Origin of the sequence: Bradyrhizobium sp. ORS 111 (genome assembly GCF_045571485.1) — a bacterium.
Taxonomy (GTDB): domain Bacteria; phylum Pseudomonadota; class Alphaproteobacteria; order Rhizobiales; family Xanthobacteraceae; genus Bradyrhizobium.
In genome coordinates this window covers 3548748-3566990 of the sequence record NZ_CP120701.1, presented here as the reverse complement: position 1 = coordinate 3566990, position 18243 = coordinate 3548748, and the positions used below count along the sequence as shown (strand labels likewise).

Below are 18243 nucleotides of genomic sequence, written 5' to 3'. Positions count from 1 at the left end.
CCAAATCGCCTAGGGAACACGGGGTGGGCTGTTTCGCGATCGTTCTGCGCACCATTGCCGGCATATTATCGCAAATTGCAAGAGCCGCGATCTTGGCGTCGGTCAGTGCGGTGATGGTTGCCGGAACGTCCGGCTCTGCGCTTTCGCAGGCACCGGGAGCCGCGTCTGCCGCCGAGAGGTGTCTTGCGGCAAATCGGGATCTCTCGCTGGGGGCTCTATTGCCTCGCACGGCCGCGCGGCTGAAGTCCGGCGAACAGCTTAAGATTGTAGCCATCGGCTCATCGTCGACCGTGGGGCTTTGGGTGCTCGCGTCGGCAGCGACATATCCCGAGGTCATGCGCCGGGAACTGTTGCGGCTCAGATCAAACGCGACAATCAGTGTCATCAACAGCGGTCGAGTCGGTGACACGATCCAGGGCAATGTCGCGCGCTTCGGACGCGATGTCATTGCCCACAGCCCCGATCTCGTCGTGTGGCAGTTGGGAACCAACGACGTGGTCTGGGGCGGCCGGCCGGACCAACAGCTCAAAAGCAAGGTCATAGAAGGCGTACGGGCGCTCAAGGCAGCGTTTGCCGATGTCGTGCTCATGGACCTGCAGTATGCACCAATGGTGCTCGCCTCGACCTATCACTCCACGATCGAGACCATCATCGCCGACGTCGCAAAGCAGGAGCGCGTTGGGCTGTTTTCTCGATTCGCGCTGATGCGAAACTCGATCAACGCGGGCGTGACGCAAGGTGCGCTCGTGTCCTGGGATGGCTTGCATACGACGGCTGACGGTTATGATTGCCTTGGCCGCGCCCTTGCCCGAGCGATCTCGAGCAGTTCCCGTTGACCTGCTATTTCAGGGGCCTTCCACCTCGACGTCGCTGTTTCTGGCTAGCTTCGCTTTGCAATCAGAGGTCGTTGGCCCATTGTCGGCGATGCGCCTCGGCAGCACGCGCCGGCTCGACAACATCGCGGTTGCGCCGCCGCGGCGGCACGTGGATGATCGCGCTTTTGAGGGGCGCTCAGTATGCTCGATTTTCTTCGACGGGCCGCAGTTCTTGGCATCGCGTTGCTGGCCACCGGCGCCGCGGCTCGGGCGCAGACCCGGCCGCCGATCGGCGGCGTCAATTCGGCGCCCGGCGCGATGATCTTCTACGTCGCGCATGGCGCGCCGGATTCCTGCGGCCCCGGCTGCTCGAACTGGATCGCCGCGGAAGGCGCTGTGCAGTGGGACACCTACAAGCGCCTGCTGGCGATCCTGGACCGGCAGACCGGGCACAAGCTTCCGATCGTGATCAACATCAAGGGCGAGTCCAACCTCAATGTTGCGACCAGCCTCGGACGGATCTTGCGCGATCACGGCGTCGACGCGGTGGTCGGAGCGACAGAGGTCGACGCCTGCAACGGGAAGTCCGAAGCGGACTGCTTTGCCCTCAAGCGGCCCGGCGGCCCGCTGGATGCGCGGGAGAAGCTCTCCGGTGTCGCTTGTGACCTTGCCTGCGTGCTGATGCTTGCAGGCGGCGTGCACCGCGGTCTGGGAGCCGGCAATCGAGTCGTCCTCAGCGGCATGGCGCTTCACAACCGGTTCGCGCCGAACATATCGGCGGAGCAGCGCGAGAGCCTCACCACGATCTACATCGATCAGTTCCGAAAGTATCTCGGTCAGATGGGCGTCGACCAGGAACTGATCGACTTCGCGATCAAGAATTCGGGCAACGGCCGTTACGTCGAGGTCCCAGCATCCGAATGGACCCGCCTCCACCTCGTCACGTCACGTCAGCCTTGAGGCACGCAAGCCGCGGCGGCCATCCGATTGCTCGCCGCAATCCGACTACTCAGAGCAATCCGAGGTCGCGCAATTCCCGACGCATTGGCTCCGGCATCGAAGCCACGCTGGCGGCGCTGGACTTGGTGAGATCGGGCGGCGCGGCATCGGCAGTGAGGTAGCGCCAGCCCTGGAACGGCCGCATCGGCCGCGGCGAGACGGCGATCACCTTGGGCTGCATGACGATGCGGCAACGCCCGATGCCATCCTTGTCGCGGAACGGCTCAATCGCGATGATCTTCTCACGCGCGGCGATCTCGCCGCGGATCACCCAGTAGAGCGACCCGCCGCCGAGGATTTCCTCGTCGCGCTTCGGCGTCATGCGCGTGATATGGACGTGGCGGAGCGGCAGGCCCTTTTTCTTCGCGGTCGCCATCCGTTCGGCGACCCAGCCCTTGAGTTCCTTGACCGACTCGCAGCCGACGGCAAGCTTGATGAGATGAAGCGGCATGCGGCGGATTTAGCGGCCGGCGCAGGCTTTGAAAAGGGAGCACGATCCGGAACAGTGGATAGCGGCCGTTGCGACCATGGTGCGCGAGCGCGGACGTCATGCGCCGAGCTGCGGCGGCCCAGCCGCGATCAGGGTCAGTCCGACCTCCCCGCGCCTCAGTCCTGGCTCGCGGCGGCGGGTGCGCTTTGCGCAGGCGCGGCCGGTGCGGCAGCCGGCGGCGCGATCTGGACCGGCGCGCGCTTCGGCGCCGGAGGCCGTTTCGCGGCAACTGCCGGGCGTGCGGGCGGTGGTGCGGCCGCTGCCGGCTTGGCCGGCTCAGGCGTCATGATGCTGACCGCCGGCGTCGACGCGGAGCTCGGAAATTCTGCATTGGTCGGCTTGCCGGTGGGCAGGGACGGCGGCAGCGCGGCCACCAGTCCGGCGGCCGCGGCCGCAGGCGCCACGGGCGCAGCGTTCCAGGAGGCTGCATAGCGGGTGATCAGGTTCTCGTAGGTCCGATCGTTCATGTTGGCGACAACCTGGTGATTGTCGCCGAGCGAGCGGAATGCGGGGCACGCCGTCGGCGTGCAATGGTCGCGGGCCATCAGCACATAAGCCATCAGCCCGTAGCGGTCGTGCTCGACCGCACGGCGCAGTGCCTGCACCTCGGGGGTCGGATTGCGTTCGGCGGTTGCAATGTCACCGAAGGAGGTCAGCCGTGAGATCTGCGCGGCGGCATAGCTGACGGCCGCGGCGGCCGATTCGGCCGAGCCGAACAGCACCTTCTCGCAGGCATTCAGGACAGCGTCGCCCGCAAGATCATCGACACAGGATAGCGCCGGCAACGTCGGTCCGGTCGCCTGCGCCAGCGGCGTCTCGGTCGAGGCGGCCCGGCCGCCCGGCCCGAAGCCACGGATCGTCGCAGCGACCGCAACCGCGATTGACAGCAGCGTGATGACCGTCAACGCGCCATTGGCGACGGATTTCTCTGCGCGCAACAGCGTGACCAGAACGACAATTCCAAAAAATCCCGCCGCGGCCAGCGTCAGCCAGGTCGGGAAGGTCGGTGAGCGCCAGATCTGGTCCAGCGAGGAAGCCCAAGCCCAATTCATGCGCGATGTCCCTCAACGCAGCATAAGCACAGTCGGCGGCGGCGAATGCCGCCATCCCGGCATTCGATCTACCGCAGAATGGGTCCGCGAACAGGGCCTTTTGACGGCGGCAGGCGGAACCGCCACACCGCCGGCTTGCGCACAGTTCCTCAGGACAGCGCGAGCTGACTCTCCTTGGCCACCCGTTCGAAAGCTTCGGTCGAGCTCTTGATGCGATACTGGCAGTCGTCGCCTTCGGTCGGCAGCAGGCGGATCACCTGGTAGGTGCCGCTCGCGGCGGGACGCGCCACGTTGCTCGCAGTGAAATAGACAGTCTCTCCAACGGAGTACTTATGCTTCAACGCCCTCTCCATTTTTTAGAGATGGCTGGCCCGGCCTACAGTCCCGCTAGCGCTGGCCAACCTATTGAGAACCCTGTGACAACCTAGCACACAGGCACGCCCGAAATCCAGCAGGATCGGGACATGCCCCATGCGCAAATTTCGCAGAGTTTTCAGGGCGATAGGGAGCAATTTGCGTGCCAGCCGCAAATCGCGCGTCGAGCCCTAGGCGCTGTGCGGCAGCGTTCCCTTCGGGCTCGCATGATCGACCGCATCCGGCAGAGCCTGGGCCAGTACCTTGGAGAGCTGGTCCACCGGAATGTTGAACTTTGCAGCCAGTTGCCTGACGGTATCGCTGCCGAGCACCTCCTGGAGCTGTTCGGCCGTGATCGGCAGGTTCTGGCCGTTGCCGATCCAGGATCTGACCTGATCTCCGAAGCCGGCCTGCTCGAGCTTGGCGACGATCGCCGACAATCCGCCCTGCCCGCCATTGCCCAAGACTTCGCCGAGCACCGCGGGGATCACCGCCGCGCCGAGTTGGCCGAGCATCCCCCTCAGCTCGGGCGAGTTTTCCAGGGAGTCGAGAATGCCCATCGACATCGTCCTTTCGCAAATTGCAAAGACTGGGCCTTCGATTCAGACCCCTCCGGGCCACGGCGTCAAGCCGCGAAGTTTGCCGCCGCCGTCACAATTCGGAAGTCACGGCACCGGTCAGACGTGCTCGAATCGGTCGATCAGAAGCGTCTCGGCGAGGCCGTCGCGGGTCCACTCCTGGAATGCGGGCAGCGACATCATCGCGTCGACATAGGGCTGCGCCTCGGCCCTCACCGGAATCGCGTAGGTGCGGAAGCGGTGTACCACCGGCGCGTACATCGCGTCCGCGCCGGAAAATGCGCCAAACAGGAACGGCCCTTGCTTGCCGCAGCGTGCGTGGCAATCGGCCCAGATCTCCTGGACCCGTGCGGCGTTGGCACGCGCATCGTCCGACAGCGCGACAGGACGGATCGGCCGGTGCAGGTTCATGCCGCACTCGTTGCGCAGCGCCATGAAGCCGGAATGCATTTCCGCCGAGATCGCGCGGGCATGCGCGCGCGCCGCGCGATCCGCCGGCCATAGCTTCGCGTCCGGAAATCGCTCCGCGAGATATTCGATGATCGCAAGCGAGTCCCACACCGTGACGTCGCCGTCGATCAGCGCCGGCACCTTGCCGGATTTGCTGACACTGAGGATGCGGTCCTTGTCGGCCTGGTCTGTGTAGAGCGGAATGAAGATTTCCTCGAACGGGATATTGTTGGCGCGCAGCGCCAGCCAGGGCCGCATCGACCATGACGAATAGTTCTTGTTGCCGATGACGAGCTTCAGCATGTCCGGAGAATCCTGTTGTGACGGATATCTTGCCATAGTGCATTGCACGCGTCCAACCTGTACATGAGGCGCGACACGGCCGCGTATGGGCGTATCGTTGGGGGATGGCAACATGACCGGCTATTGGGTCGATGCGGCTGCGGTCGGCTTCTTCGTCATCGAATGGCTGATTTACGCCATCACGCTCGAGCGCACCGCCTATGGCCGCGACAGCCTGTCGTCGCGCATGCATGTCTATCGCGAGATCTGGGTCAGAAACCTGCTCAATCGCGACGCGCGGATGGTCGACATGCAGATCATGGCCAGCTTGCAGAACGGCACTGCGTTCTTTGCCTCCACCAGCCTGATCGCGATCGGCGGCGCGCTGACGCTGCTGCGCGCGACCAGCGACGCGATCGCGGTGCTCGCGACGCTTCCGATCAATCTGAGCCCCTCGCCTGCGCTGTGGGAGATCAAATGCGTCGGGCTGATCCTGATCTTCATCTACACGTTCTTCAAGTTCGCCTGGGCCTATCGCCTGTTCAACTACGTGGCGATCCTGTTCGGCGCGATGCCGCCGGCCACCGAGCGCGACACGCCGGAGGCCGAGGCCCATGTGATCCGCACCACGCGGATGTTCGAAAACGCCGGCCAGCACTTCAATCGCGGCCAGCGCGCATTCTTCTTCGCGCTCGGCTATCTCGGCTGGTTCGTCAGCCCCTGGCTGCTGTTCATCACCACCGCCGCCGTCGTGATCGTGATCTGGCGCCGACAATTCGCTTCGAACGCCCGGCAGGCGATGGAGAGTTAGCACTACAGTTGTCATTCCCCGCGAATGCCGGGAATCCAGTACGCCGAAGCTCCTCGGACGGAGCCTTGACGTCTCTGGAATACTGGATCGTCCGCTTGCCGCCTTCGCTAAGCTCCGGCGGGCCCAAAGCCTTTACCCCGGCGAAGCCCTGGCGAAGACGGGTCGCGGACGATGACACCGAGATGAAATGCAACTGTAGTGCTAGGCTCACCGCAACGCGGGCTTCTCATGGGCCCTACGACGCAAAGTCGCGCGGTGTGAAATCGAGGTCGAGCACCTTCCACTCGCCGTAGCGATCCCTCGGCAGCATGGCATAGGGCTGGCAGGCCTGCAGTGCGCTGGTCGCGCTCTGCATCAGCAGCGGGCCCTTGGTCGATGCGCTGGCCTCGATGAGCTGTGGAGCGGCCGCGAGCTTGCCATCCGGTCGCATGAACACGCGCAGCTTGACCCTGACGTCGTCGCTGGAGCTCAGCGTCGCCGGAAGCTTCATGCAGGTCTTCAGATGGCGGCGGAATTCGGCGACCACGCCGCTTCCGATGTCGGCCTTCTCGGTCGCCGGCGCATCGAAGTTGTCCTTGCCGGCATCGGCGCCGGACGGTGCCGCGGCGGGTGGCGTCTCCGCGGGGAGATAAGGCGGCAGACCGAGGATGACGTGGTATTTGACGGAAGGATCGGGCTCGGGCTGCGTGTAGGCAGGCGCCGGCGGCGGCGCTGGTTGCTGCGCAGCCGGCGGGGACGGTTGCGGCGCTGGAGGCTGCTCGAGCTTCGCCGTCTGTTGTGGGGTCGGACTCGGTTGGGGCAGCGGCGCTGCCTGCTCCTGCTTGGGCTGTGGCGTCGCCTGCGTCTTTGGCGGCTGCGATGCGGGCGCCTGCGCCTCCGGCTGGGCCGCCGTAGATTCGGTCGGCTTGTCGAGCGACGGCAACCGCAATTCCGGCGTCGGCGACGGGCTCGGCGTCGGTTCGGGCGCGACCTCGGCGACCTCCTGTGGCGTCACCACCTCGACAGGCATCGTGTCAGCCGCGACAGGATCGAACTGGTGGACTTCCGAATAGAGGAAAATCAGCGCGAGCAGCAACAGGTGCACCAGCACCGACGCCATCATATCCGCGTTTGGCCGGAACTTCATCCCACTCGATCACGTCGTGATATCTCCCCGCCGGCTACAATAGCGGTCGGGGCCCGTCTGGCTCAATCCCATTTCGGCGCAAAACCGAATCCGGTCAATCGGATAGAGCATAATCCGGAAAGGGTTTTCCAAGGATCGTGCTCAAACAAGGACCGAAGTGCGACGATCCAATCATCGCACCGTGCCGCTGCCCATCGCTGAGATCTCGCGCATGTCCTCCCCCGAAAGCTCGAAATCGAAGACATCGATGTTTTCCTGGAGCCGCTCGAGCTTCGAGGTGCGCGGAATGGCGGAAACATTCTGTTGCACGAGCCAGCGCAGGCACACCTGGGCGGCGCTCTTGCGATAGCGGTCGCCGATCCGCGCCAGCGCCCGGTCGTTGCGGATACGCCCCTTCGCGATCGGGCTATAGGCGACGAATGCCAGGCCGTGGCGCGTGCAGGCCTCGATCACCTTGGCCTGGTCGAGATAAGGATGGTACTCGACCTGGTCGCACGCGAGCGGCTCCGGGCATGCCGCCACCGCCTCCTCGATCAACGCCACCGTGAAGTTGGACACGCCGATATGGCGTGCAAGGCCCGCTTGCCTCACTCGCGCCAGTGCGCCGAGCGTATCCGGCAGCGGCACCTGCGGGTTGGGCCAATGCAGGAGCAACAGATCGACCTCGGTCAGGCGAAGCCGCGCGAGGCTCTCCTTGGCCGATCGCTCGAGGTCCTTCGGCTTGAAGTGGCTGGTCCAGACCTTGGTGGTCACGAACACGTCGTCGCGCCTGACGCCGGAGGCGCGCAGCCCCTCGCCGACCTCGCGCTCGTTCTCATAGATCTGGGCGGTGTCGATATGGCGATAGCCGAGCCGCAGCGCCTGCTCGACGATCCGGGCGCAGACGCGGCCGCGCAATTCCCATGTGCCGAGCCCGATCGCAGGGATTTTGGCACCATTGCCTTCGACGAAGTCCATGCGCTCATTATGCGCGCATGGACTGACGCTGCCAACTCAATCATTTTTGCGCCTCCCGGGACGATTTGCTCGGGAAGCGCGAATGAAGGCGCTACCTGCGGATGAAAGCAGCCACGAGTGCGCTACAGCCGGCGCAGGTGGCCACCACCAGGAACACCAGCGACGTCTGGTTATGCGCGTCCATGAAACGGCCGATCATCGGTTCGCCGAGACCGGCGAACAGATAGGCGAAGAAGTTCATCACCCCGGTTGCCGTGCCCGCCCGCTTGTGACCGACCAGATCGGGGCACAGCGCCCAGAACGAGGATTGCGGTCCATAGGTGAAGAAGCCGCACAGGAACAGCACCGCCATCCCGAGATAGACTTCCGAGGTCGGGATCGCATACATGCAGAGCGAGGTCACCGCAGCGAGCACCATATAGAGCACGATGGCGAGGTAGCGGCGCGAGCCGAACACCTTGTCGGAGACCCAGCCGTTGCTGAATGCCCCCACCGCCATGCCGACCGGCAGCGCGATGCTGATCCAGCGCGGATCGATGACGGACGTCGCGCCGGCCTTGGCCCAATTGCTGCCGAGGAAGTGCACCGGCACCCACACCAGCAACCCGTAGCGCGCCGCGTTCTGGAAACCGATCGAGACGCCGGCGACCAGCAGCCGCCAGTTCGCCAGCACCGCCTTGTAGCGCGCCAGCGAGCCTTCACTGGCGTCGATCGCGGCCTCGCTCGCCGCAACGTCGTCGGCCTCGTCATGCGGCGAGACAAAGCCCATATCCTCGGGCTTCTCGCGCGCGATCAGGTAGAACGCGATGCCGCCGAGCAGCAGCAGCACAACCGGGATGCGGAAGATCCAGCGCCAATCGAGCTGGAAATAGCCGACCACGACCAGCGATGTCACGAACGACAGCACCGAGGCGAGACCGGCTGCAAAGGTGTAGAGGCCGTAGACCGTGCCGCGCTCGTGCCGTCCCCACCAGTTCGACAACAGCCGGCTGCCCGGCGCCCATCCCATCGACTGGAAATAGCCGTTGATGCCCCAGAACGCTGTAAGGCTGACGATGCCGGTCGAAAGGCTGGTCGCCCAGTTCATGATGAAGGAGAGGATCGCGCCGGCGCTCATCACCCGGCGGCCGCCGAACTTGTCGCCGAGATTGCCGTTGATGGCTTGCCCGATCGCGTAGCACCACAAGAGCGCCGCGCTGGCCCAACCCAGCGCCTCCTTGGTGACGCCGAACTCGGCCTGGATGCCGGGAATGGCGAAGCCGAAAGTCTGCCGTCCCGTATAGAAGAACAGGTAGCAGAACATCGCCGCGAACAGCATTCGCCACTGTGCACGGCGGAACGATGTCGCAAGCTCCGGGTTCTGGACTCCGACCGAGCCGACATTGGCCGGACTGAACGTGACCGACATTGAAACCTCCCCTGTTTGCCGATTTTGGTTATTCGCAGTCCGGCCGTCGCGCTGTTCTTGTGGCGCGCGGGCGGCCTTCGCTTCCGACCGGCGCGGGCTACGCAGGCCAGGGCAGCGAGTAGGTCTTGACGTTGGTGAAGCTCTTGATCGCCTCCTGCACGCCTTCCTTGTAGCCAAGGCCGGAGTCCTTAATGCCGCCGAACGGCGACATCTCGATCCGGTAGCCCGGGACTTCCCAGACATTGACTGTGCCGACGTCGAGCTCGTTGACGAAGCGCGTGATGTAGTCGAGCCGGTTGGTGCAGACGCCGGACGACAAACCGAACGCCGTCGAGTTCGAAATCCGGATCACGCTGTCGATGTCGTTGGGCACGCGAATGATCGGGATGACTGGACCGAAGGTCTCCTGCATCACCAGCTCGCTGGTGTAGGGAACGTGGTCCACCACCGTCGGCGGATACAGCGCGCCGTCGCGGTCGTTGCCGTGCAGCAGCTCGGCACCGTCAGCGACGGCCGCATTGACGCGGCGCTCGAACTCTCTTGCCGCGCCCTCATGGATCACCGTGCCGACATCTACCGTCGGATCCATCGGATCCCCACACTTCAGTGTGCGTGCCTTTTTCAGCACCAATGCGGCGAAATCGTCGGCCACCGCCTCCACGCACAGGATGCGCTTGACCGCAGTGCAGCGCTGGCCGGAATTCTTGGTGGCGCCGGTCACGGCAAGCTCCGCCGCCTTGTCGAGGTCGGCGTCCTCCATCACGATCAAAGGATCGTTGCCGCCGAGCTCGAGCACCAGGCGCTTGTAGCCTGCCTTGGCGGCGATGTGCTTGCCGACCCGGACCGAACCCGTGAAGGTCACGAGGTCGGCATCCGGATCTGATATTATCGCATCGCCCATCGAATGCGGATTGCCCGTCACCACCGATAGCATCTCGGGCGGCAGACCTGATTCGTAGAGCACATCGGCGAGCGCGAGCGCGGTCAGCGGCGTCAGCTCAGTCGGCTTCAGCACCACGCGGTTGTTGCTGGCGATCGCCGGCGCGATCTTGTGGCTCACCATGTTGAGCGGATGGTTGAACGGGGTGATCGCCGAGATCGCGCCGAGCAGCGGCATGCGCGTGGTGAAGATCTTGCGCGCCTTGCCCTGCGGACTGATGTCGCAGGAGAAGGTCTCGCCGTCGTCCTTGATCGCGAGCTGACCGGCGAACGAATAGACGTCGTAGGCGCGGCCGGCCTCGTAAAGCGAGTCCTTCCAGCACAGCCCGGACTCGGCGGTGATCAGCCGCGCGAACTCCTCCTTGCGGCCAGCCAGGATCTCGGCAGTGCGCAACAGGATGCGCTGGCGCTCGTAGCGCGTCAGCTTCGGCTTGAAGGCCTTCGCCTTGGCAAAGGCGCCCCGCACGTGCTCCGGGCGGGCCGCCGGGACGGTGCCCACCACCTTGTTGGTGTAGGGGTTGAAGACCTCCACATGCTCGTCGGTGTCGACGAGCGTACCGGCGATACGCATCTGCTCGTGGCGGACGGCCGGGGCCTGGACGTTCATGGCGATATCCTCGCGGTCAGTGGATGCGGTTGAGGGCGACATCGAAGGCGTCGAAGTTGCGCAAGCCGTGATCGGGCGGCAACGCGATCCTGCGGTTGGCGATCAGCGGCACCCGCTGCTCGGTGAGTCCGCCGTGCGAGCGTAGCGGCTCGGTCAGCCCGGACAGGTCGTGACGAGCCTCGCTGGTGCCAAGCACCTTGTGCCGAGTGGAGATCACGACGATGTCGCCGATCCGATCGGTGGGCAGCTCGAACCGCGCGCAGGCGTCCTTCCGCGCCAGCGCGACCTCGACGCCCTCGATGTCGCGCAGCCGCATCAACAGCGTCTCGACGTCGGTGCCATCGGGCGTGTAGATCGTCGCAAACGATCCAAGCGAGCCGTGATGGGCGACATAGGGATCGGTGATCGGCAGGATCACGCGCGCGGCGCCCTTCCCGGTCCACTCGTCCAACAGGTCCTGGAGGTAGATCACGTCCGGCCTGCCGTCGGCGAGGTGCTTGTCGTTCATGCCGTGATCGGCGGTCGCCACGATGTTGCAGCCGAGCGCATCGAGTTGCGCGAGATAGCCGTCGATCATCGCGTAGAAATCGTTGGCGATCCTGGTGCCGACCCCGACCTTGTGCTGGATGTAGTCGGTGGTCGACAGATACATCAGATCGGGGCGATGCCGTTCGACGAGCTTGACGCCGGCCGCGAACACGAACCGCGACAGGTCGGCCGAGTACACCTTCGGCAGCGGCAGGCCGACGAAATCGAGCACATTGTCGATGCCGTTGTTGGCCATCGTCGCCTGATCGGCTTTCTCGGATGAAAAGGCGATGGCGCGACCGCTCGCATAATCCAGCCCGTAGGCGAGCAGCGTGCGCAGCTTGTCCTTGGCGGTGACCGCGGCGACCCTGTAGCCGGCGTCATGGACGCCGGCGAGGATGGTCGGCGCACGCAGGAATTTGGGATCGTTCATCATGACCTCGGCGCCGCTCGCCGTGTCATAGAAGTAGTTGCCGGCGATGCCGTGCACCGCGGGCGGGCGTCCGGTGATGATCGAGAGGTTGTTCGGATTGGTGAAGCTCGGGATCACGCTTGCGGCATGGACATGGGCGCCCTCCGTCATGAAGCGCGCGAAGGTCGGCGCCACACCGGCCTCGATCGCCTTCTCGATATAGCCCGGCTCAGAGCCGTCGAGGCAGATCACGACGGTTGGGCGCGTCGGCGCGCTGTAACTTCGGCCGTTGACGATGATGGCTTTGCCATTGCTGTTCATGATGTCTCTCCTTGTCGCTGCGCCGCGCGGGACACCGTCACGCGCTCACCGCGTTCGGCATCCGCACCATCTGCGATGCCTCGATCAGCTTTTCCTTGGAGCCCAAGAAGTTGCGGCCGCGCTCGCCCTGCAGCGAGTCCTCGATCAGCGCGCTCCATTCCCTGGGCTCGATCTTGTAGGCGGCCGGATTGCAGGAGATCCCGAGCCTGGCCATGAAATCCTCGAGATCGTCGGCGCCGCGCGCCAGGTCGGTGCCGAAGATCTGTTTGAGGCTGTCTTCGCAGAGCCCGCCGGCGCCCCGCACACTGCGCAGCACCATCGGCAGCGAGAACGAACAGGCGATGCCGTGCTGCACGCCGTGATGCAGCGTGATCGGATAGGACAGCGAATGCGCAATCGCGGTCTTGGTGTTGGAGAACGCCAGTCCCGCGAACAGCGCCGCCTGCGCCATGCGGCTGCGCAGGTCGAGATTGCCGAGATCGTTGACGAGGCGCGGCAGCACGTCGAGCACGCCGCGCGCGGCGGCCACCGCGTGATTGGCCGAGACCGGATTATTGTTGACGTTCCACAGGCTCTCCAGGGCATGCGACAGCGCGTCCAGGCCGGTGCTGACGGTGAGGAGTTGCGGCTTGCCGAGCATCAGGCGCGGGTCGATCACCGCATGCGTCGGATAGAGCGAGCTGCGGGCCAGCGAATATTTCTTGCCGTTCGCCTCATCCCAGACCGTCCCCCAGCAGGTCACCTCGCTGCCGGTGCCCGCGGTGGTCGGCACCGCGATGATCGGGATGGCGGACAGCCGCTCGGCGCCCTGCTGCGTTTCCAGATAGGTCCTGACGATGGCGAAGTCGCCGCTCGCGGCCGCGAACACTTTGGCGGAATCGATCACCGAGCCGCCGCCGAGCGCGACGATCACGTCGGGCTGCTTGTGGAGCGCGGCAAAGCGCGCGGTCTGTTCGGTGAGCAGCCGGTAGTCCGGATTGGGCGCAACGTCGCGGATCGTAAGCTGCGCCGCGCCGGCCTCCGCTACCAGACGGCGCTCGAGCCCGGCGAAGAACGGCTCGCCGTAGGTCACCAGTGCATAGGCACGCCGGCCGATCAGCGCCGCGAGCTTGTCGAAGCTGTCGACGCCGAATTCGATCTGCACCGGGTTCGAATATGTCCAGGCCATTGCGCGTCCTCCGTTCGGCGCGAAGGTAGAGCACTGGCCGCTATTGACAAATTCATTCTAGGGATGCGTTCTATTGATTATGTCAATAGTATTCAGCCAGCTCCGCGCCTTCCATGCGGTCGCCGCACATGGCGGCTTCACCGCGGCCTCGCGCGTGCTCAACGTCGGGCAGCCGACGCTGACCATCCAGGTCAAGGAGCTGGAAGAGACCTACGGCGTCGAGCTCCTGATCCGGAAGCCGCGGCACATCGAGCTCACCGAGGCCGGCGCCGCATTGTTCGAGATCACCCGCGGCATCATGACCTTCTGCGGCGAGGCCCATGAGCTGTTGGCGGCACACGGCAAGGCGACCAAGGGCCATCTGCGGGTCGCGACCGTTGGGCCGTTTCACGCCACCGAGATCATCGCGGCGTTCAAGCGCGATCATCCAGCGGTGCAGATCTCCACCCTGCTCGGCAACTCCGAGCGCACGTTCCGCCACATCATCGATTTCGAAGCCGACGTCGCGATCCTCGCCGCAGTGCCGGAGGACCCGCGCGTCACCATGATCCCCTACCGCACCCATCGGGTGATCGTGTTCGTCAACAGGGACCATCCGTGGTTCAGGCGGAAGTCGGTCAGGCTGCGTGAGTTGACCGATCAGCCCTTCGTGCTGCGCGAGCGCGGCTCGACCACGCGCCGCGCCTTCGAGGCGACGATGCAGGCCGAGGGGGTGACGATCGAGCCGGTGTTCGAGATCGAAAGCCGCGAAGGCGTCTGGAAGGCGGTCGAGCGCGGCCTGGGCATCAGCGTGGTCGCCGACTTCGAGTTCGTGCCGCATCCGAACCTGCGCGCACTCGAGATCAGCGACCGCACCATCCGAACACAATACAGCATCGCCCACCACCGCGACCGCGCGCACTCCCCGATCATCAAGGCGTTCCTCGATACGGTTCGACGCATGAAGAAAGCCGACCGCAAAAAATGACGTTGCCGAAGGCGCGCGTCATTGTCACCGAAGAAACGTCCGCCTCCATACGCCGCGGTTCGCGGCGGATGGTTCTCCGGGCTCTCAGTTCCCCACCTAATCCTTCATTCCCGTGATGGAGGCGCTGACGGCTCTGGGATCACGGAGCGGCCAGCGGCCGCTTTCGACGTGCGACAGGAAATCACCGACGATCCGGTTGTATTCCTCAGGCTCCTCGATGTTGATGGCGTGGCCGCAGTTCGGCATCACCGCGAGCGCGGCCGACGGAATGCTCTGCTTCATCAGAATGCCGGGCAGAAGACAGGGCCAATCCTCATCGCCCGTGATGATCAGCGTCGGTACCGTGATGCGCTTCATCTCGTCGACCAGCGTGTAGAGCGAAGGACGCTCCTTCTGCACCCCCTGCTGGGTATTGGCCGATCCCACCGCCGAGTGCTCGGCCAGCATGGCCTTGAATTCGGCGTGACCGCGCGGTCCTTGTTCTCGTACTGCACGCGCGTCGGCCCATAGGCGTAGCGCGCGGCAAAGGCCGGCATGCCCTCTTTGCGGATCATGCCGGCGATCACGTCGGCCTCGGCGCGGAACGTCTCGCGCTTGTCGAGCTCGGCGCCATAGCCGCAGCCGCCGATGCAGAGCGACAACGCGCGTTCGGGATAGCGCAGCCCGAAGTGCAAGGTCGCGAAGCCGCCCATCGACAGACCGACGATATGGGCCTTCGGTTCGCCGATATGGTCGAGCACCGCCAGGATGTCGGCGGCGGCGCGCGCCTGCGAATAGGAGGAGACCTGCTCCGGCACATCGGACGGCGGAAAGCCGCGCGCATTGTAGGCAATGGTCCGGTAGCGCTTGCCGAAATGCCGCATCTGCGGCTCGTAGCTGCGCAGGTCGCCGGCGAATTCGTGGACTAGGATCACCGGATGGCCCGATCCGGTCTCTTCGAAATAGAGGCGCACTCCGTCATCAGTCACAGCAAAGGGCATGGTGATCTCCTGCCTTCTGGTTCGCGTGTTACGAGAGGCCGGCTCCCGATCGTGGCTTGGCGCGCGGCAGGTACATGCCGTGATCCTTGCTGCCGACAAGCTCACCGTCATCGACGACGACCTTGCCGCGCACCATGGTCAGAACCGGCCAACCGGTCACCTCGAGCCCTTCATAGGGCGTATAGTCCGAGCCGTCATGGATCAGTTCGTGACGGATGGTCATCTTGCGCGTCGGATCCCATAGCGCGATATCGGCGTCGGAGCCGACTGCGATCGTGCCCTTGCGCGGATAAAGGCCATAGATCTTGGCATGATTGGTCGCGCTGAAGGCGACAAAGCTGTTCAGGTCGATACGGCCTTTCACCACGCCTTCCGAAAACAGGATCGGCAGCCGCGTCGCCACGCCCGGAATTCCGTTCGGCACCCAGCGGAAGCTGGTGCGCCCCTTCGGCGCCAGTTTGCCCTGCGGATCGTCGTAGCGGAACGGGCAGTGATCCGACGAGAACACCGAGAACACCTTCTGCTGCAGCCCATCCCAGCACGCCTTTTGGCTCGCGACATCGCGCGGCGGCGGCGAGCAGACGTATTTCGCGCCTTCCATGTTGAGCTGATCGAGATCCCTCTCGGTCAGAACGAGATATTGCGGACAGGTCTCGCCCATCACCCGCAGTCCACGCTGCTGGGCGCGGCGGATTTCCTCCATCGATTCGCGGTTCGAGACGTGCACGATCATGATCGGTACGTCGACGAGCTCGGACAGCGAGATGGCGCGGTGAGTGGCTTCGCGCTCGACAGGGATCGGCCGCGAAGTGGCGTGAAAGCGCGGCGCGGTGTTGCCGGCGCGTTCCAGGCGGTCGGTGAGGAAGCGGATGGCATCGTAGTTTTCCGCATGCACCATCAGCATGGCACCGGTCTCGCGCGCGACCGACATGGTCTCGAGCAGTTCGCGATCCGACAGCGCCAGGCCTTCATAGGTCATGAAGACCTTCAGCGAAGTATAGCCGTCCTCCACCAGCGCCGGCAGCTCTTGGCCCAGCACATGCTCGGTCGGGTCGGTGACGATGAGATGAAAGGCGACGTCGACGTGACATTGGCCTGCGGCGAGCGCGTGGTAGGCCTTGAGCGCCTCGCGCAGCGTCTGTCCCTTCTCCTGCAGGCAAAACGGCAGCACGGTGGTGTTGCCGCCAAACGCCGCGGAGCGCGTGCCGCTGGCAAAGCCGTCGGCCATCACGATCCCCTCCCCCGACGGCTGGGCAAAGTGGACATGACTGTCGATGCCGCCGGGCAGCACCAGCCGGTCGGTCGCATCGATGATCGCGGACGCGTTGCCGAGATCATGTCCAAGTGCCGCGATCTTGCCGTCGCGGATTCCGACGTCGCAGGCGAAGGTGTCGGCGGCGGTGACCACAGTGCCGCCGCGGATGATGGTGTCGAAGGACATCAGCGGGCTCCCTGCTTCGGTGTGCGATGTTCGATGACGGCGGCGAGCGGCTCCGCCAGCCCGAGCGTCGGCTTCGGGTCGGGACGACGGAAGGTGCCGGCGATCGCCTTGCGTGGCTTGAGGACGGCGAGCGTTTCCGCCTGGCGCACGGCGGCCGCAACGGGATCGATCACCGGCACCGGAATGCGATCGCGGACCCTGACTGCAAGCCCGGCCAGCGGCGCGCCGGACAAGATGACGACATCGGCATTGTCCTCTTCGACCGCACGGTTGGCCAGCGCGACCAGCAGATCTTCCTTCTCGGCCTGGACGTCCGAGATCGACCGGAACGCGCCGTCGAGCGTGCGGATTCCGGCGCAGCGCGAAGCGAGACCATGCATCGCGACGCATTCCTCGTACCAGGGCGCCAACGCCCCGGCAAAGGTCACGATGGAGAACCGCCGGCCCACCATGCAAGCGGTCAGCATCGCGGCTTCGGCGAGGCCCACGACCGGAAATGCAAACAGTTCGCGGGCGCCGAACAGGCCGGGATCGCCGAATGCGGCGATGATGGCGGCATCGAAACCGGAGCCGGCTTCCGCGAGCATTTCGAGCGCGATCGCGCCGCCGATCTGGGCCTCGGCGCGGGTCGCGATATAGGGCACGCCGCGCGGCGCGGTGGCGGGCACGAGCTCGGTGCCGGCCGAGGCCGCCTTGCTGCCGGCGGCATGGAGCAGATCCGTTACGGCCGCCGTCGTGTTGGGATTGAGCAGCAGGACCCTCATTGCGCAACTTTCCTCATCTTGCGGCCACGTGGCTTTTCCGATGCTTCCGGCGCCTCGGCGTCACCCGCCTTGCCGTCCAGCGTCGCGACGACAATCTCGCCGGTACGACGCACATGGTGAGCCAGCAATTGTCCCGCGCGGGAGGCATCGCGCTCCTTGAGCGCGGCCAAGATCTCCTGGTGCTCGCGCACCGATTCCTCCCAGCGGCCGAGCACCGACAGCGCGAAGAAGCGCGCGCGCTCGGCCCGCGCCAGCAGCGCCTCGTGGGTTGCCTTCAGCACCGCATTGCGGGCGAAGCCGACGATCATCGAATGGATCTGCTGGTTGGTCTGGAAATACTCGCGCAGCTCGGCGCGGCCGTGGTGCCACTCGATCTTGTCCTGCAGCGCCGCGAGCCGCTCCATGTCGGCCGGCTCCATGCGCAGCGCCGCGAGCTCGGCGGCACAGCGTTCGATGCCACTGACGGCCTCGAACAGCTCGGTCAGCTCGGCGCGGCGGAACGGGGCGACCACGGCGCTGTGGTTGAGGCGCAGCTCGACCAGGCCTTCGCTCGCCAATTGCTTCAGCGCCTCTCGCAGCGGCGTGCGCGAAATCCCGAGCGCATCGGATAGATCGGCCTCTCCCAGCGATTGTCCCGGCGCGAGCTCGCCGCGCACGATCATGGTGCGTAGCCGCACCGCCGCCTGCTCGTGCAGTCCGACCCGCGGCACGCGCAAGCGCCGCCGTTGCAGCGCCGTCATCGGCTGCGGCCGCTTCGCATCCTTCTTGCGCCTGGTCGTCTTGGTTTCAGTCAC

Annotated in this window: 20 protein-coding genes; 4 read left to right on the top strand and 16 right to left on the bottom strand. The window is 65.1% G+C overall.

What is annotated here, in order from left to right; all coding sequences use genetic code 11:
- Positions 1–23 precede the first annotated feature (23 nt).
- Together P6U30_RS16520 and P6U30_RS16515 are read left to right on the top strand one after the other, a co-directional pair.
- Positions 24–836, top strand: a complete 813-nt coding sequence (locus tag P6U30_RS16520; protein ID WP_407169982.1) for an SGNH/GDSL hydrolase family protein — start codon at positions 24–26, stop codon at positions 834–836.
- Positions 837–1016: 180 nt separating this feature from the next.
- The gene (locus P6U30_RS16515) at positions 1017–1775 is read left to right on the top strand and encodes a hypothetical protein (protein ID WP_407169981.1); all 759 of its coding nucleotides are present in this window, start codon (positions 1017–1019) and stop codon (positions 1773–1775) included.
- 49 nt (positions 1776–1824) lie between these two features.
- Here P6U30_RS16515 and P6U30_RS16510 read toward each other — a convergent pair whose 3' ends face one another.
- From P6U30_RS16510 to P6U30_RS16490, 5 genes are all read right to left on the bottom strand, one after another.
- Positions 1825–2265, bottom strand: coding sequence for a DUF1489 family protein (locus P6U30_RS16510; RefSeq protein WP_407152059.1), 441 nt, complete (start codon positions 2263–2265; stop codon positions 1825–1827).
- A 155-nt stretch (positions 2266–2420) separates the two neighbouring features.
- Positions 2421–3356 carry a hypothetical protein gene (locus P6U30_RS16505; RefSeq protein WP_407169980.1) on the bottom strand — a complete coding sequence of 312 codons (936 nt, stop codon included), beginning with the start codon at positions 3354–3356 and terminating at the stop codon, positions 2421–2423.
- Between the two features lie 149 nt (positions 3357–3505).
- On the bottom strand, positions 3506–3709 hold the full coding sequence (locus P6U30_RS16500; protein WP_280977522.1) for a hypothetical protein: 204 nt from the start codon (positions 3707–3709) through the stop codon (positions 3506–3508).
- Positions 3710–3901: 192 nt separating this feature from the next.
- The gene (locus tag P6U30_RS16495) at positions 3902–4270 is read right to left on the bottom strand and encodes a YidB family protein (protein ID WP_407169979.1); all 369 of its coding nucleotides are present in this window, start codon (positions 4268–4270) and stop codon (positions 3902–3904) included.
- Between the two features lie 117 nt (positions 4271–4387).
- A complete protein-coding gene (locus P6U30_RS16490) occupies positions 4388–5041 on the bottom strand; it encodes a glutathione S-transferase family protein (protein WP_407169978.1) in 654 nt (217 codons plus the stop codon).
- 112 nt (positions 5042–5153) lie between these two features.
- Here P6U30_RS16490 and P6U30_RS16485 point away from each other — a divergent pair, with 112 nt between their 5' ends.
- A complete protein-coding gene (locus P6U30_RS16485; RefSeq protein WP_407169977.1) occupies positions 5154–5831 on the top strand; it encodes a DUF599 domain-containing protein in 678 nt (225 codons plus the stop codon).
- A gap of 235 nt (positions 5832–6066) precedes the next feature.
- On the opposite strand, the gene P6U30_RS16480 is transcribed toward P6U30_RS16485, so the two are convergent.
- The 6 genes from P6U30_RS16480 to psrA form a co-directional block, all read right to left on the bottom strand.
- Positions 6067–6957: a hypothetical protein gene (locus P6U30_RS16480; protein ID WP_407169976.1), complete on the bottom strand. Its 891-nt coding sequence runs from the start codon at positions 6955–6957 to the stop codon at positions 6067–6069.
- Positions 6958–7128: 171 nt separating this feature from the next.
- Positions 7129–7914 carry an aldo/keto reductase gene (locus P6U30_RS16475; protein WP_407169975.1) on the bottom strand — a complete coding sequence of 262 codons (786 nt, stop codon included), beginning with the start codon at positions 7912–7914 and terminating at the stop codon, positions 7129–7131.
- Between the two features lie 91 nt (positions 7915–8005).
- Positions 8006–9322 (bottom strand): MFS transporter, encoded by a 1317-nt coding sequence (locus P6U30_RS16470; RefSeq protein WP_407169974.1) that lies wholly within the window; start codon positions 9320–9322, stop codon positions 8006–8008.
- Positions 9323–9419: 97 nt separating this feature from the next.
- Positions 9420–10868, bottom strand: coding sequence for a phosphonoacetaldehyde dehydrogenase (gene phnY / locus P6U30_RS16465; protein ID WP_407169973.1), 1449 nt, complete (start codon positions 10866–10868; stop codon positions 9420–9422).
- A gap of 16 nt (positions 10869–10884) precedes the next feature.
- The gene (phnA, locus tag P6U30_RS16460; RefSeq protein ID WP_407169972.1) at positions 10885–12129 is read right to left on the bottom strand and encodes a phosphonoacetate hydrolase; all 1245 of its coding nucleotides are present in this window, start codon (positions 12127–12129) and stop codon (positions 10885–10887) included.
- A 37-nt stretch (positions 12130–12166) separates the two neighbouring features.
- Positions 12167–13297: an iron-containing alcohol dehydrogenase PsrA gene (gene psrA / locus P6U30_RS16455; protein WP_407169971.1), complete on the bottom strand. Its 1131-nt coding sequence runs from the start codon at positions 13295–13297 to the stop codon at positions 12167–12169.
- A gap of 79 nt (positions 13298–13376) precedes the next feature.
- Between psrA and P6U30_RS16450 the strand changes: the two genes are divergently transcribed.
- Positions 13377–14264, top strand: coding sequence for a LysR substrate-binding domain-containing protein (locus tag P6U30_RS16450; RefSeq protein WP_407169970.1), 888 nt, complete (start codon positions 13377–13379; stop codon positions 14262–14264).
- Between the two features lie 96 nt (positions 14265–14360).
- On the opposite strand, the gene P6U30_RS16445 is transcribed toward P6U30_RS16450, so the two are convergent.
- From P6U30_RS16445 to P6U30_RS16425, 5 genes are read right to left on the bottom strand one after another with little or no spacing between them, the layout of a single operon-like run.
- On the bottom strand, positions 14361–14663 hold the full coding sequence (locus P6U30_RS16445; RefSeq protein ID WP_407169969.1) for an alpha/beta fold hydrolase: 303 nt from the start codon (positions 14661–14663) through the stop codon (positions 14361–14363).
- Complete coding sequence (locus P6U30_RS16440; RefSeq protein WP_407169968.1) at positions 14618–15244, bottom strand: alpha/beta fold hydrolase; 627 nt, start codon at positions 15242–15244, stop codon at positions 14618–14620. The genes P6U30_RS16445 and P6U30_RS16440 overlap by 46 nt, the downstream gene beginning before the upstream one ends.
- Before the next feature lie 28 nt (positions 15245–15272).
- On the bottom strand, positions 15273–16685 hold the full coding sequence (gene hydA / locus P6U30_RS16435) for a dihydropyrimidinase (RefSeq protein WP_407169967.1): 1413 nt from the start codon (positions 16683–16685) through the stop codon (positions 15273–15275).
- Positions 16685–17449, bottom strand: a complete 765-nt coding sequence (locus P6U30_RS16430) for an aspartate/glutamate racemase family protein (RefSeq protein WP_407169966.1) — start codon at positions 17447–17449, stop codon at positions 16685–16687. The genes hydA and P6U30_RS16430 overlap by 1 nt, the downstream gene beginning before the upstream one ends.
- Positions 17446–18243 (bottom strand): GntR family transcriptional regulator, encoded by a 798-nt coding sequence (locus P6U30_RS16425; protein ID WP_407169965.1) that lies wholly within the window; start codon positions 18241–18243, stop codon positions 17446–17448. Before P6U30_RS16425 ends, P6U30_RS16430 begins: the two co-directional genes overlap by 4 nt.

What these genes read in the sequence shown, in the direction of transcription:
- P6U30_RS16440 (WP_407169968.1), bottom strand. Translation starts at nt 15,244, where the DNA reads ATGCCCTTTGCTGTGACTGATGACGGAGTGCGCCTCTATTTCGAAGAG.
- psrA (WP_407169971.1), bottom strand. Translation starts at nt 13,297, where the DNA reads ATGGCCTGGACATATTCGAACCCGGTGCAGATCGAATTCGGCGTCGAC.
- phnY (WP_407169973.1), bottom strand. Translation starts at nt 10,868, where the DNA reads ATGAACGTCCAGGCCCCGGCCGTCCGCCACGAGCAGATGCGTATCGCC.
- P6U30_RS16485 (WP_407169977.1), top strand. Translation starts at nt 5,154, where the DNA reads ATGACCGGCTATTGGGTCGATGCGGCTGCGGTCGGCTTCTTCGTCATC.
- P6U30_RS16495 (WP_407169979.1), bottom strand. Translation starts at nt 4,270, where the DNA reads ATGGGCATTCTCGACTCCCTGGAAAACTCGCCCGAGCTGAGGGGGATG.
- P6U30_RS16450 (WP_407169970.1), top strand. Translation starts at nt 13,377, where the DNA reads ATGTCAATAGTATTCAGCCAGCTCCGCGCCTTCCATGCGGTCGCCGCA.
- P6U30_RS16510 (WP_407152059.1), bottom strand. Translation starts at nt 2,265, where the DNA reads ATGCCGCTTCATCTCATCAAGCTTGCCGTCGGCTGCGAGTCGGTCAAG.
- P6U30_RS16505 (WP_407169980.1), bottom strand. Translation starts at nt 3,356, where the DNA reads ATGAATTGGGCTTGGGCTTCCTCGCTGGACCAGATCTGGCGCTCACCG.
- P6U30_RS16475 (WP_407169975.1), bottom strand. Translation starts at nt 7,914, where the DNA reads ATGGACTTCGTCGAAGGCAATGGTGCCAAAATCCCTGCGATCGGGCTC.
- P6U30_RS16490 (WP_407169978.1), bottom strand. Translation starts at nt 5,041, where the DNA reads ATGCTGAAGCTCGTCATCGGCAACAAGAACTATTCGTCATGGTCGATG.
- P6U30_RS16430 (WP_407169966.1), bottom strand. Translation starts at nt 17,449, where the DNA reads ATGAGGGTCCTGCTGCTCAATCCCAACACGACGGCGGCCGTAACGGAT.
- hydA (WP_407169967.1), bottom strand. Translation starts at nt 16,685, where the DNA reads ATGTCCTTCGACACCATCATCCGCGGCGGCACTGTGGTCACCGCCGCC.
- phnA (WP_407169972.1), bottom strand. Translation starts at nt 12,129, where the DNA reads ATGAACAGCAATGGCAAAGCCATCATCGTCAACGGCCGAAGTTACAGC.
- P6U30_RS16480 (WP_407169976.1), bottom strand. Translation starts at nt 6,957, where the DNA reads ATGAAGTTCCGGCCAAACGCGGATATGATGGCGTCGGTGCTGGTGCAC.
- P6U30_RS16470 (WP_407169974.1), bottom strand. Translation starts at nt 9,322, where the DNA reads ATGTCGGTCACGTTCAGTCCGGCCAATGTCGGCTCGGTCGGAGTCCAG.
- P6U30_RS16500 (WP_280977522.1), bottom strand. Translation starts at nt 3,709, where the DNA reads ATGGAGAGGGCGTTGAAGCATAAGTACTCCGTTGGAGAGACTGTCTAT.
- P6U30_RS16515 (WP_407169981.1), top strand. Translation starts at nt 1,017, where the DNA reads ATGCTCGATTTTCTTCGACGGGCCGCAGTTCTTGGCATCGCGTTGCTG.